12 protein-coding genes are annotated in these 13,405 nt (G+C 59.4%); 6 read left to right on the forward strand and 6 right to left on the reverse strand.

The genetic code is table 11. The features are described from left to right. Window positions 1-163 precede the first annotated feature (163 nt). On the forward strand, window positions 164-607 hold the full coding sequence (locus tag V0R60_RS09610) for a response regulator (RefSeq protein WP_136474165.1): 444 nt from the start codon (window positions 164-166) through the stop codon (window positions 605-607). Between the two features lie 65 nt (window positions 608-672). On the opposite strand, the gene V0R60_RS09615 is transcribed toward V0R60_RS09610, so the two are convergent. Continuing rightward, on the reverse strand, window positions 673-2,850 hold the full coding sequence (locus tag V0R60_RS09615; protein WP_136474166.1) for a malate synthase G: 2,178 nt from the start codon (window positions 2,848-2,850) through the stop codon (window positions 673-675). A gap of 438 nt (window positions 2,851-3,288) precedes the next feature. On the opposite strand from V0R60_RS09615, the gene V0R60_RS09620 reads away from it, so the two are divergent. Beyond that, window positions 3,289-3,807, forward strand: a complete 519-nt coding sequence (locus tag V0R60_RS09620) for a glycine cleavage system protein R (protein WP_330079244.1) — start codon at window positions 3,289-3,291, stop codon at window positions 3,805-3,807. A 211-nt stretch (window positions 3,808-4,018) separates the two neighbouring features. On the opposite strand, the gene rarD is transcribed toward V0R60_RS09620, so the two are convergent. The 5 genes from rarD to V0R60_RS09645 form a co-directional block, all read right to left on the reverse strand. Continuing rightward, window positions 4,019-4,906: an EamA family transporter RarD gene (gene rarD, locus V0R60_RS09625; RefSeq protein ID WP_330079245.1), complete on the reverse strand. Its 888-nt coding sequence runs from the start codon at window positions 4,904-4,906 to the stop codon at window positions 4,019-4,021. 63 nt (window positions 4,907-4,969) lie between these two features. Further along, complete coding sequence (locus V0R60_RS09630; protein ID WP_136474169.1) at window positions 4,970-5,944, reverse strand: serine/threonine protein kinase; 975 nt, start codon at window positions 5,942-5,944, stop codon at window positions 4,970-4,972. 63 nt (window positions 5,945-6,007) lie between these two features. Further along, window positions 6,008-7,909, reverse strand: a complete 1,902-nt coding sequence (locus tag V0R60_RS09635) for a PhoX family protein (RefSeq protein WP_330079246.1) — start codon at window positions 7,907-7,909, stop codon at window positions 6,008-6,010. Between the two features lie 64 nt (window positions 7,910-7,973). Then, the gene (locus V0R60_RS09640) at window positions 7,974-8,738 is read right to left on the reverse strand and encodes a TOBE domain-containing protein (protein WP_330079247.1); all 765 of its coding nucleotides are present in this window, start codon (window positions 8,736-8,738) and stop codon (window positions 7,974-7,976) included. Between the two features lie 60 nt (window positions 8,739-8,798). Continuing rightward, complete coding sequence (locus tag V0R60_RS09645) at window positions 8,799-9,536, reverse strand: ComF family protein (protein ID WP_330079248.1); 738 nt, start codon at window positions 9,534-9,536, stop codon at window positions 8,799-8,801. Window positions 9,537-9,624: 88 nt separating this feature from the next. On the opposite strand from V0R60_RS09645, the gene bioB reads away from it, so the two are divergent. Genes bioB through bioC form a run of 4 tightly spaced genes read left to right on the forward strand, consistent with a single transcriptional unit; the run spans window position 9,625 to window position 13,404 of the window. After that, the gene (gene bioB / locus V0R60_RS09650; protein WP_136474173.1) at window positions 9,625-10,683 is read left to right on the forward strand and encodes a biotin synthase BioB; all 1,059 of its coding nucleotides are present in this window, start codon (window positions 9,625-9,627) and stop codon (window positions 10,681-10,683) included. Between the two features lie 7 nt (window positions 10,684-10,690). Further along, a complete protein-coding gene (gene bioF / locus V0R60_RS09655) occupies window positions 10,691-11,863 on the forward strand; it encodes an 8-amino-7-oxononanoate synthase (RefSeq protein ID WP_330079249.1) in 1,173 nt (390 codons plus the stop codon). Continuing rightward, window positions 11,856-12,587: an alpha/beta fold hydrolase gene (locus V0R60_RS09660; protein ID WP_330079250.1), complete on the forward strand. Its 732-nt coding sequence runs from the start codon at window positions 11,856-11,858 to the stop codon at window positions 12,585-12,587. Before bioF ends, V0R60_RS09660 begins: the two co-directional genes overlap by 8 nt. Then, a complete protein-coding gene (gene bioC / locus V0R60_RS09665) occupies window positions 12,580-13,404 on the forward strand; it encodes a malonyl-ACP O-methyltransferase BioC (RefSeq protein WP_136474176.1) in 825 nt (274 codons plus the stop codon). Before V0R60_RS09660 ends, bioC begins: the two co-directional genes overlap by 8 nt. The last annotated feature ends 1 nt before the right edge of the window (window position 13,405 follow it).

Consider the following 13,405-nt stretch of genomic DNA (forward strand, 5'->3'; position numbering starts at 1 on the left):
TGTTCCCGGTGCCCATTGGACGTAAGTCTAAACAATGCGACGGGCAGGGTGAGAAACACGACGGTTGTCAAAATGCCGACGAAAGGCGGGTTGCAAGGCGATCAAAAGGGGTCTGAACTTGATTCAAGGGAGATTTTTCCGCGTCATCGATGATGAGAGAGCTATGCCCGACCAAGACGACATCCTGAGTGATGCCGAGCGCGAAGCGCTGGCAACGATTACCGCGCCGAAGGCTGCCCCGCAGAAAGTGTTGATCGTCGATGACAACGAGCTGGCTCGTGAGGCGCTGGCCAGTTACCTCAAAGCCCAGGGAATCAAGTGCGTGACAGCGGAAAATGCCGAGCGGGCGCTGGCGTACCTAAAGGGTGAACGCGGGATTGGTTTGTTGATTACAGATTTGCGCATGCAGCCGCTCGATGGCCTGGAGTTGATCCGCCAGATTCGCGAATCGGAAAAGGCGGCCCTGCCGATCATCATCGTCTCCGGTGATGCCGATGTTCCCGATGCCATTGCGGCGATGCATTTGAGTGTCGTCGACTTTCTGCTCAAGCCGATTGATTTGGACAAACTGGTGGAACTGGTGCGTAAGGAACTGGGGATTAGTTGAAGCGAATCGAGGAACAAGCCCGCTCCACAGTGGGAGCGGGCTTGTTCCTCGATAAGGCGACGTGATTACAGGCCGTTCTTGGCCTTGAACTCACGACGACGACGGTGCAGGACTGGCTCGGTGTAGCCGTTCGGCTGCTTGGTGCCTTCTACCACCAGTTCGACGGCCGCCTGGAAGGCGATATTGTCGTCGAAGTTTGGTGCCAGCGGACGGTACAGCGGGTCGTTGGCGTTCTGCTTGTCGACCACCGGAGCCATGCGCTTGAGGCTTTCCAGCACCTGAGCCTCGTTGACAATGCCATGACGCAGCCAGTTGGCCAGGAGCTGGGCGGAAATGCGCAGGGTCGCGCGGTCTTCCATCAGGCCGACGTCATTGATGTCCGGCACTTTCGAACAGCCGACACCCTGGTCGATCCAGCGCACAACGTAGCCAAGGATGCCCTGGGCGTTGTTGTCCAGCTCGTTGCGGATTTCTTCTTCGGACCAATTGGTGTCTGTTGCCAGCGGGATGGTCAGAATGTCGTCCACCGACGCAGGCGTACGCTTGGCCAGCTCGGCCTGGCGAGCGAATACGTCGACCTTGTGATAGTGCAGCGCATGCAGTGCTGCGGCAGTCGGCGACGGAACCCAAGCGGTGTTGGCACCTGCCAGCGGGTGAGCGATTTTCTGCTCGAGCATATCGGCCATCAGATCAGGCATGGCCCACATGCCTTTACCGATCTGGGCGCGGCCTTGCAGACCGGTAGCCAGGCCGATATCGACGTTGGAGTTCTCGTAGGCGCCAATCCACTTCTGGGTTTTCATGGCGCCCTTGCGCACGACAGCGCCAGCTTCCATGGAGGTGTGGATTTCATCACCGGTGCGGTCGAGGAAGCCGGTGTTGATGAACACCACACGCTCGCTGGCGGCTTTGATACAGGCCTTGAGGTTGACCGTGGTACGGCGCTCCTCATCCATGATGCCGACCTTCAGGGTATTACGCTTCATACCCAGAACGTCTTCGATACGACCGAACAGCTCGTTGGTGAACGCCGCTTCTTCCGGGCCATGCATCTTCGGTTTAACGATGTAGACCGAGCCGGTACGGCTGTTCTTGCGGCTGGTGTTGCCGTTGATGTTGTGAATCGCGGCAAGGTTGGTGATCAGGCCGTCGAGAATACCCTCTGGCACTTCATTGCCATCTTTGTCGAGGATCGCGTCGATGGTCATCAAGTGGCCGACGTTGCGCACGAACAGCAGGGAGCGACCGTGCAGAGTCACCGTTCCACCGTTAGGCGCGGTGTATTCGCGGTCCGGGTTCATGGTCCGGGTGAAGGTCTGACCGCCTTTGCTGACGCTTTCCGACAGGTCGCCCTTCATCAGGCCGAGCCAGTTGCGGTAGATCACTACCTTGTCGTCGGCATCGACAGCGGCAACCGAGTCTTCGCAGTCCATGATGGTGGTCAGGGCGGCTTCCATCAGCACGTCCTTGATCCCGGCAGCGTCGGTCTGGCCGACCGGAGTGCTGGCATCGAACTGGATTTCGAAGTGCAGGCCATTGTGCTTGAGCAGAATGGAGGTTGGCGCCGAAGCGTCGCCGAGGAAACCGATCAGTTGTGCGTCATCGCGCAGGCCGCTGTTGCTGCCGCCTTTGAGGGCGACGATCAGTTTGCCGCCTTCGATGCGGTAAGCAGTGGAATCGACATGCGAGCCGGCAGTCAGTGGTGCGGACTCATCGAGGAAGGCACGGGCGAAGGCGATAACCTTGTCACCGCGAACCTTGTTGTAGCCTTTGCCTTTTTCCGCACCGCCAGCTTCGCTGATGGCATCGGTGCCGTACAGAGCATCGTACAGCGAGCCCCAGCGGGCGTTGGAAGCGTTCAGGGCAAAGCGCGCATTCATCACTGGCACAACCAGTTGTGGACCGGCCATGCGGGCAATTTCGTCGTCGACGTTCTGGGTCGAAGCCTGGAAGTCCGCTGCTTCTGGCAGCAGGTAACCGATGTCCTGGAGGAAGGCTTTGTAAGCCACGGCATCGTGAGCCTGGCCTTGACGCGCCTGGTGCCAGGCATCGATCTGTGCCTGCAGTGCGTCACGTTTGGCCAGCAGTGCTTTGTTCTTTGGAGCGAGGTCGTTGATGATCTTTTCTGCCCCCACCCAGAACTGCTCGGCGTTGACGCCGGTTCCAGGAATGGCTTCGTTGTTCACGAAGTCGAACAGGACTTTGGCGACCTGAAGGCCACCGACTTGAACGTGTTCAGTCATTGCTTGCCTCACTCTCTCTGCTCAGCTATTGCTCTTCTATTTAAGCCTTTCGCGCTTCTCTAAATACGGCACCAGGACTTGCCCTTTGGGCGGCTGGGTGCGGCCTGCCAGACAGGCTGGCGGGCGGTTGCGTATTTTCGCAGGCGCCTTGGCAGACATCGGTTTGAACGTTTTGTAGTCCACGCAGCGGCATACTACATGATGCGCCGCAGTTGTGAAAATCAGACTAAATACGTCGTTCCGCGACCAATAAGTCGCAGAAATTCACGCCGGGAGACAGCATGTTCTCAAAAAAGTGACGGATTGTTCCAGATAAATCTTGAAACAGTACACGATTGCTTTGAAAAAGCTGCTGCGGCAGGTTGCCGCGGCTTGCCTATACTTTCTGCGCGCCCTGAGTTTTTGGGCGTTTCAAGGCAATCAGCAGAGGAATGGCGCGTGGATCATCTCGTTTTGACAGTAATCGCCCCGGACAAGGCAGGCCAGGTAGAACGCATTGCCGAATGCATTGCCGAGCACAACGGTAACTGGCTGGAGAGCCGGATGTCGCGAATGGCCGGTCAGTTCGCCGGCATCCTGCGTGTGGCGGTGCCGGCCGAATCCTATGACGAGTTGGTCGGCGCTCTAAAGGCATTAAGCAAGTACGACATTCGCGTGTTGATCGCCGAGAGCGGTATCGAACCCTCATGCACCTGGAAACCGATCGCCATGGAACTGGTCGGCAACGACCGCCCGGGCATTGTCAGGGATATAACGCGTCTGCTCGCCGAGCAGGGGGTCAATCTGGAGCGCTTCAGCACGGATGTACGACCAGCGCCCATGAGCAGCGAGCCGCTGTTTCACGCCGACGCTTTGTTGGCGATGCCATTGACCCTTTCGTTGGATTCGTTGCAAGCCAAGCTTGAAGCGCTGGCCGACGATCTGATGGTTGAACTCAAGCTGCGTCCGGAAGAATAGTTATCCCGTTTTGCCGGGGACCGGCCTGTGGATAAGCTGGGGGAAGCTTCCGCTAGCCCAAGCGGGCCGCAGCTCTACGCACGTTGAGCAAAAAACCACCAATAATCAGCAGCTTGTGCACAAAGCACGGGGATGAGGGTGTGGATAACCTTGGGAGAGGTTGCTGCAGGCCACGAATGGCGTGGCCTGCATAGGTTTGTATGTTTTTTGATCAGTTGCGTCGGCGTAGACTCAGCCAGGCATCGACGCTGTAGAGGGCGAGGCCTGCCCAGATGAACATAAAGGCAACCAGTGTGCTGCTCGACAAATGTTCACCAAAAAGCAGTACCGCCTGCAGCAAAACCAGGGTCGGTGCCAGGTACTGCAGGAAGCCTAGAGTGGTATAGGGCAGATGGCGGGCTGCAGCGTTGAAACATACCAGCGGGATCAGCGTGACAGGGCCTGCGGCAACCAGCCAGAGCGCTTCGCTGCTGGTGTAGAAGTCTGGACTGGCACTTGTTGCCAAGGGGTTCAGAAGCAGCCAACCGATTGCCAGGGGAACCAGCATCCAGGTTTCCACCACCAGCCCCGGTAGGGCTGCGACCGGCGCTTGTTTGCGGATCAGCCCATAAAAGCCAAAGCTCAACGCCAGCACCAATGAAACCCAGGGCAGGCTACCAACCTGCCAGACCTGCTGAGCCACCCCCAGTGCTGCCAGGCCGACGGCGACCCATTGCAGGCGGCGCAGGCGTTCACCCAAGAGCAACATGCCCAGAAGCACGTTGATCAGTGGGTTGATGTAGTAGCCCAGACTGGCTTCGAGCATGCGCCCGTTATTCACCGACCAGACGTAGGTCAGCCAGTTACCGGCAATCAACGAGCCGCTAAGGGCCAGGATTGCCAGGCGCTTGGGGTTCTCGCGCAATTCGCGCCACCAGCCTGGATGCTTCCACACCAAGAGAAGCAGGGAGCCGAACAGGGCTGACCAGAGCACGCGATGGACAATGATTTCCACCGCCGGAACGCTTTGTAGTGCTTTGAAATAAAGGGGAAACAAACCCCAGATGATGTAGGCACTCAGGCCCAGAATGTAACCGCGGCGGGGGTTGGCAGCGTGCATGCAGATTCCTTGCTTAGGCAGCTAACTAAAAGCACCGCTATTGTAGACAGACTCGGGCGCACTTCAGAACAATTTCAGTGGTTCTTCGTCCAGAGCGGCCATTTGCTCGCGCAAGGCGAGTATCTGATCACCCCAATAACGCTCCTGACCAAACCAGGGGAAACTGCGCGGAAACGCCGGGTCGTCCCAACGCCGGGCAAGCCAGGCGCTGTAGTGCAGCAGGCGCAGGGCCCGCAGTGGCTCGATCAAGGCCAGTTCGCGTGGATCGAAATCGTGGAATTCGTTGTAGCCATCCATCAACTCGGCCAGTTGCCCGAGGCGCTCGTGGCGATCACCGGCGAGCATCATCCACAGGTCCTGGACAGCTGGCCCCATGCGGCAATCGTCAAGGTCGACGATGTGGAAGACCTCATCGCGGCACATCATGTTGCCGGGGTGGCAGTCACCATGCAGGCGAATGGTGTTGTGTGGGGTGTTGGCGTAAATGTTTTCTACCCGCTTGAGCATGTCCCGGGCCACTGATTCAAAGGCTGGTAATAGGCTTTTGGGTACAAAGTTGCCTTCGAGCAGCGTGGTCAGCGAGGCGTGTCCGAAGTTATCCACCGCCAGCGCTTCGCGGTGCTGGAACGGGCGAGTGGCGCCGACTGCGTGCAAACGACCGAGCAATTGGCCGAGGCGATAGAGCTGGTCCAGGTTACCTGGCTCCGGGGCGCGGCCACCGCGGCGAGGAAACAAGGTAAAGCGGAAACCGCTGTGTTCGAACAGGGTTTCACCGTTGTGGATAAGTGGCGCAACCACGGGTACTTCACACGCTGCCAATTCAGCGGTGAAGCTGTGTTCTTCGAGAATCGCGGCGTTGCTCCAGCGGTCCGGGCGATAGAACTTGGCGATCAGCGGCTCGGCATCTTCGATACCCACTTGATAGACACGGTTCTCATAGCTGTTGAGCGCCAGAACGCGAGCATCGCTGAGAAAGCCGATGCTCTCTACGGCGTCGAGCACCAGGTCGGGTGTGAGCGTTTCGAAGGGATGGGACATGTCGGTTCCTGCTCTGCGGTTCCGTGCATGGTATCGCACATTCATCCTAGCGCTCAGCCCGACTCAGGTCCCGACGATTCCGCCGTCCTCTCGACGGATAGCCATGACCGAGGAGCGCGGCTTGCCATTGGCCAAGTGCTCCGGGAAGGTCGATCCGCCGGTTTCACCCGGATGCTGGATACCCACGAACAGAGTGCGCTGATCTGCAGCGAAAGCGATGCCGGTTACCTCACACGCCACCGGGCCGACCATGAAGCGACGGATTTCGCCGCTGACCGGGTCGGCGCACAGCATCTGGTTGTTGCCCATGCCGGCAAAATCACCGCTGTTGCTGTAGTCGCCATCGGTAAGGATCCATAAGCGACCGTCGGCATCGAACCCCAGACCATCGGGGCTGTTGAACATGTTTTGCGGGGTGATGTTGCTGGAACCAGCCTTGGCATCATCCGGATGCACTGACGGGTTGCCAGCCACTACGAACAGATCCCAGTCGAAACTCATGGCGCCATGATCGTCAGCGCTTTCCTTCCAGCGCAGGATCTGTCCATAGAGGTTTTTTTCGCGCGGATTGGGACCGCCTGCCGGCTGGCCTTCTTCTCCACGTTTGACGTTGTTGGTCAGGGTGCAATACACCTGACCGTCCTTGGGACTGACAACGATCCACTCGGGGCGGTCCATGCGCGTTGCTTTGAGCTGGCTGGCGGCGAGACGGGCATGGATCAGCACCTGTGCCTGACTGGCGAAACCATTGGCAGCGATCAGGCCATTCTTGCCGTGGGTCATTTCCAGCCACTGGCCTTTACCGCGCGGGTGGTCGGCGTTCTGATCGCCGTCGTCGAAGCGAGCAACATAGAGCGTTCCGTGATCAAGCAGGCTGCGGTTGGCGCTGGGTGTCTTATGATCGATGCGGTCGCGGCTGATGAACTTGTAGATGAACTCGCCGCGCTCATCGTCGCCCATGTAGACCACAGCCCGGCCATCACGGGTTTCAGCCAGTGCCGCATTCTCGTGTTTGAAGCGGCCTAGCGCCGTGCGCTTGATAGGGGTCGAATCAGGATCGAACGGATCGATTTCCACTACCCAGCCGTGGCGGTTCAGTTCGTTGGGGTTCTTCGCCAGATCAAAGCGTGGGTCGTGGGGGTGCCAGCCGATCTCTTTGCTGCTGACTGAAGCACCGTAGCGTTTTTGCCCGGCATCGAATTGCTGTGCCTGATCGCTGCTGCCGAAGCAGTCGGTGAAGTTTTCTTCGCAGGTCAGATAGGTGCCCCAGGGTGTCTTGCCGTTGGCGCAATTCTGGAACGTGCCGAGGACCTTGCGCCCGCTATTGTCGGCAGTGGTCTTGAGCAACGCATCGCCCGCGGCAGGGCCGCTGATTCGGATCGGTGAGTTGCCGTGGATGCGCCGGTTGTAGCGCGAGTCCTGGACAAACTGCCATTGACCGTTGCTGCGCTGGATTTCGATTACCGATACACCTTCGGCCGCCTGAGCCTTGTGCACCTCTTCAGCCGAAGTCGGCTGACCGCCGTGTGGGTACAGGTAGCGGTAGTTGGTGTATTCGTTGTTGATGGCCATCAACGCGCGATTTTCATCACCCGGGAAGGGAAATAGGCTCATACCGTCATTGTTGTCACCAAACTGCACTTCCTGAGCCTTGGCTGTGCCTTGTCCGGATACGTCGAACGCGGGGGCATTGGCGTGCAGCGGTTGCCCCCAACTGATCAGCACTGAGGCCTTGTAGCCGGCGGGCAGGCTGATGCTGTCGGCGGTTGCGGCGGGAATGCTGGTAAAGCCGAGCAGGCTGCTATTGGCGGTACTGACGCTGGCAGCCATTACACTGCGGCTAAGCAGGTTGCCGCCCAGGAACAAGGCGGCGCCGCACAGGGCGCCGGCGCCGATGAAGCGGCGCCGACTCAAGCTCGCCAGTTGTTCAAGATCGGTTGGTTGGTGTTCTTCTAATAGATTCATGACAGGCTTCCTGCGGGTTTGGCAGTCACCTTAGTCAGCACTTATGACGGTTTTGTGTCGCTTTTTATGCAGGCGTTCCGATAAGTACGTAGGACGGTTGAAACTGAACCCGCAACTCGCTCCCCGGAACCACGGCATGATAGTCGAGCCAGTCAGGCTCAGCGAAGGTACACAGCGTTTGTCCGTTGGTAAGTGTCAGGCGAACTTCAGTTGGCGACGAAGGCTCTGCAAGCAAGGATTCGACCCTGGCCTGCAAACAGTTGTAACCCTCTTCTAGCTGTTCCTGGGGAGCAAGCAGGGTCAACCAGCCTGCCTTGATCAAGGCAATTACAGTTGCTCCAGGCGCAAGCTCAAGGCGCTGGGTACTGTCACGGGTAATCAGCGCTTCTATGTTCAGGTCGCCGGCCAGGGCCAGGCAGATTCGGTCGTATTGTCCTTCTGGCTGGATGGCTTGAATGCGACCTTGCAACTGGTTGCGAGCACTGGTGCGCAGCATCAGGCGGCCGAGCAGGTCGAGATCGCTGGCGTCTTCGGCCGCTTCAAGAATTTGCGCCTGCAATGCCTGCAGACGCTGGTAAAGGCGCAGTACGCGCAGACCTTCCTTGGACAGCTTCGCGCCGCCACCGCCGCGCCCGCCAACACTGCGTTCCACCAACGGACTTGCGGCGAGATTGTTGAGCTCGTCAATGGCGTCCCAGGCGGCCTTGTAACTCATGCCGGCACTCTTTGCCGCACGGGTTATCGAGCCTTGCTCGGCAATGTGCTGGAGCAGGGCAATGCGCTGGGGGCGACGCACGATGTGTTGAGTGAGCAGGGCAGGCAAGGGCATGGGCTGTACAGGTATCGAGGATGGTATCTGTCATGAAAGTGCCCGCACCCTGGCGGCAAGTCAAGCGCTGCCGGGCTTGGCGGTGCGCGCCAGGCAGTAGACATCGACCCGTCGGGCTCCAGCCTTGAGCAGCACACTGGCGATCGCTTGCGCAGTGGCGCCGGTGGTCAGCACATCGTCGATAAGTGCTACATGGCGACCTTCGAGGGGCTGGGTATCCCCAATTGCAAAGGCATGGCGCAAGTTGCGCTTGCGTTCGCGCGCCTTCAGGCCTTGCTGCGCGGGTGTATCGACCAGGCGCTTGAGGCTGCGCTCAGTACAGGGAATTCCAATGTGTCTGGCGAGCCAGCGAGCCAGCATTGCAGCCTGGTTATAGCCACGCTGGCGCAACTTGCGCCGGCTCAAGGGAACCGGCAAAAGCAGCGTCGGTCGCGGCAGGCCTTCACTAAAACGATGCATCAGCCAGCGGCCGAGCAACTGAGCCAGCAACCGTCCTGTCGGCCACTGGCTGTTGTACTTGAATCGGCTGATCAGAGCATCCAGCGGAAAGCCGTAGTGCCAGGGTGCTTCAACTCGGTGGAACGCGGGGACGCGACGCGTGCACTGGGCGCAGGTCAAGCCATGCATGGGCAACGGCAGTGCGCAAACCTGGCAGCCATCGTCCAGCCAGGGCAGTTCGACCTCGCAGGCCACGCATAGCGGGTAAGGCTGCTCGGTGGTTTCGTTACAAAGCAAACAGCGCTGGTTAATATTTGCACACTTGTAAACCATGTTTTTCAGTTGCAGTTGACAGTGCATCTGGCTTCCTTAACTATGCGAACTATCCGTGATGCGCTGGCGGGCAATCCTTGTCCGGCGCTTGATAAGCCTAAACAAGGAATCGCCGATGAGCGCCAGCACAACTGCAACAACACGTCACGACTGGACCCTGGCCGAGGTCAAGGCGCTGTTCCAGCAGCCTTTCAATGACCTGATGTTCCAGGCGCAGACCGTGCATCGTGCGCATTTCGACGCCAACCGTGTTCAGGTTTCGACCTTGCTGTCGATCAAGACCGGCGCTTGCCCGGAAGATTGCAAATATTGTCCACAGTCCGGTCACTACAACACCGGACTGGAAAAGCAGAAGTTGATGGAAGTGCAGAAGGTCCTCGAAGAGGCCGCCCGCGCCAAGGCCATTGGTTCAACCCGTTTCTGCATGGGCGCCGCCTGGAAACACCCGTCAGCCAAAGACATGCCCTATGTGCTGCAAATGGTCAAAGGGGTGAAGGCAATGGGCCTGGAAACCTGCATGACCCTGGGCAAGCTGGACCAAGAGCAGACCGAGGCGTTAGCGCAGGCCGGGCTGGATTACTACAACCACAACCTCGATACCTCGCCTGAGTTCTACGGCAGCATCATTACCACCCGCACCTACAGCGAGCGACTACAAACGCTGTCCTACGTGCGTGACGCCGGAATGAAGATCTGCTCGGGCGGAATCCTGGGCATGGGTGAGTCGCTGGATGACCGTGCCGGCTTGCTGATTCAATTGGCTAACCTGCCGGAGCATCCGGAGTCGGTACCGATCAACATGCTGGTCAAGGTTGCCGGTACGCCGCTGGAGAACGCCGAGGAAGTCGACCCATTCGACTTTATCCGCATGCTCGCGGTCGCACGGATCCTCATGCCGAAGTCTCATGTGCGCCTGTCGGCGGGTCGTGAGGCAATGAACGAGCAAATGCAGGCCTTGGCCTTCTTCGCCGGTGCCAACTCGATTTTCTACGGTGAGAAACTACTGACCACCGCCAACCCGCAAGCCGACAAGGACATGCAGCTGTTCGCCCGCCTGGGAATCCAGCCTGAAGCCCGGGAGGAGCATGCCGACGAAGTTCATCAGGCAGCCATCGAGCAGGCGCTGGTCGAACAGAAGAGCAGCGAGCTGTTCTACAACGCCGCCTCGGCCTGAGGCGGTCATGGCATTTGATTTGCGCGCGCGGCTGGAGCAGCGTCGCGCTGCCGACCTGTATCGCCAGCGGCCACTGCTGGAGAGCCCGCAAGGCCCGCATGTAGTGGTTGATGGTCAACCATTGCTGGCTTTTTGCAGCAACGATTATCTGGGCTTGGCCAATCATCCCGAGGTCATCGCAGCCTGGCGTGCCGGAGCCGAGCGCTGGGGTGTGGGCGGTGGTGCGTCGCATCTGGTGATCGGCCACAGCACTCCCCATCACGAGGTGGAAGAGGCGCTCGCCGAACTTACCGGCCGTCCGCGTGCGCTGCTGTTTTCCACAGGCTACATGGCCAACCTCGGCGCGCTCACGGCATTGGTCGGCCAGGGTGATACGGTGTTGCAGGATCGTCTCAATCACGCCTCTTTGCTCGATGCCGGGTTGCTCAGCGGCGCCCGCTTCAACCGTTATCTGCACAACGACGCCAAGAGCCTGGCCAGTCGTCTGGAAAAGGCGGTGGGCAATACCCTGGTGGTTACCGATGGCGTTTTCAGCATGGATGGCGACATCGCCGATCTGCCGGCGCTGGCGGCGACAGCCAAGGCTGGCGATGCCTGGCTGATGGTTGATGATGCCCATGGCCTGGGAACGCTGGGCCGTAACGGCGGCGGAATCGTTGAGCATTTCGGCTTGAGCTGTGAGCAGGTACCGGTATTGATCGGCACACTGGGCAAGGCTTGTGGCACGGCCGGTGCCTTTGTAGCGGGTAGCGAGGAGTTGATTGAGTGTTTGATTCAATTCGCGCGTCCCTACATCTATACCACCAGCCAGCCCCCGGCATTGGCGTGCGCAACCTTGCGCAGCCTGCAACTGTTGCGCCGCGAGCATTGGCGCCGCGAGCATCTGGGCGCGCTGATTCAGCAGTTTCGCAGCGGTGCAGAGCAGATCGGTTTGCAGTTGATGGACAGCTTTACCCCCATTCAGCCGATCCTGATCGGTGACAGTGCGCGGGCATTGCGCCTTTCGCAGATGCTGCGAGAGCGTGGCCTGCTGGTCACGGCAATTCGCCCACCGACAGTGCCGGCTGGCAGTGCTCGTCTGCGAGTCACCTTGAGCGCGGCGCACAGTGAAGCCCAGGTGCAGCTATTGTTGGATGCATTGGCCGACTGTTATCCGCTGCTGGAGCCCGCTGATGCGTAATCGATTGATACTTCTGCCGGGCTGGGGCCTGGGCCATTCTGCATTACAGCCGTTGGTGGCAACGTTGCGTGCTATCGACCCCGGCCTGCAGGTTGAAATTCAGGACTTGCCCAGCCTGGTATCCAACGACCCCAATGACTGGCTCGACAAGCTCGACCGGCAGTTGCCGCGCAATGTCTGGCTTGGCGGTTGGTCGTTGGGCGGGATGCTGGCTGCCGAGTTGGCTGCGCGGCGGGGGGATGAGTGCTGCGGGCTGATCACCCTAGGCAGTAACCTCAGTTTTGTCAGTCGTCCAGATTGGCAGCATGGCATGGCTGTGGATACGTTCCAGACGTTCGTCGAGGGCTGCCGCTATCACACCCAAGTGACGCTCAAGCGCTTTGTTTCGCTGTGCAGCCAAGGGGCGGAGGACGCCCGCAGCCTGGCCCGACTGCTCAGTGCCAGCATGCCTGAACCTGCTCCAGAACAACTGGTAGCCGGGCTCGAAGTGCTTGGCAAACTGGATACTCGAGCGGCCCTGCAAGCCTACGCGGGCCCGCAGTTGCATCTGTTTGCAGGCCGTGACGGCCTGGTTCCGGCGGAGGTTGCCGGTGTATTGCTCGAGGAATTACCCGACGTGGAAGTCGGGCTGCTTGAAGACAGTGCTCATGGTTTTGTTATGGAAACACCTCATGAGTTGGCAGCTGCCATTAAGGCCTTTGTACATGAGAGTGGCGATGACTGATCTTTCCCTGCCGGCCGTGCCCGGTGCCTTGCCCGACAAGCGTCAGGTGGCCGCCTCGTTCTCGCGCGCCGCCGCCAGTTACGACAGCGTTGCAGCGTTGCAGCGGGCGGTGGGCAATGCATTGCTCGAGCAACTGCCCGGGCACCTCGAACCTCATCGTTGGGTGGACCTTGGCAGTGGCACCGGCTACTTCAGTCGTGCCTTGCACCGGCGCTTTCCACAAGCTGCAGGTGTTGCCGTGGATATCGCTGAGGGCATGCTCCAGCACGCACGTTCGCAGGGTGGAGCCCATGCTCATGTGGTTGGCGATGCCGAACGCCTGCCACTTCAGGACTCAAGTGTCGAACTGATCTTTACCAGCCTGGCAGTGCAATGGTGCAGCGATTTTGGTGCGGTGCTCGATGAAGCCAAACGGGTCTTGCAACCTGGCGGCGTGCTGGCTTTTACCAGCCTTTGTGCAGGCACGTTGCATGAGCTGCGTGAAAGCTGGCAGGCAGTGGATGGCATGGTGCATGTCAATCGCTTCCGCCCAATGCAGGAGTATCAGCGTCTGTGTGCCGCGAGCGGGCTGCACGTGCAGGCACTGGAGGTTCGGCCGCATGTCTTGCACTACAGCGATGTGCGCAGCCTGACCCACGAGCTCAAGGCCCTGGGTGCGCATAATCTCAATCCGGGCCGACCCGCGGGGTTGACCGGTCGAGAGCGGATGCAAGGACTGTTACGTGCCTACGAGCAGTTTCGTCAAAGCCAAGGGTTGCCAGCTACTTATCAGGTGGTCTACGGGATACTGCAAAAACCGTTGATGGAAGGGAAGTGAT

The organism is Pseudomonas auratipiscis (assembly GCF_036324085.1).
In the GTDB taxonomy this organism is placed as follows: Bacteria; Pseudomonadota; Gammaproteobacteria; order Pseudomonadales; family Pseudomonadaceae; genus Aquipseudomonas; species Aquipseudomonas auratipiscis.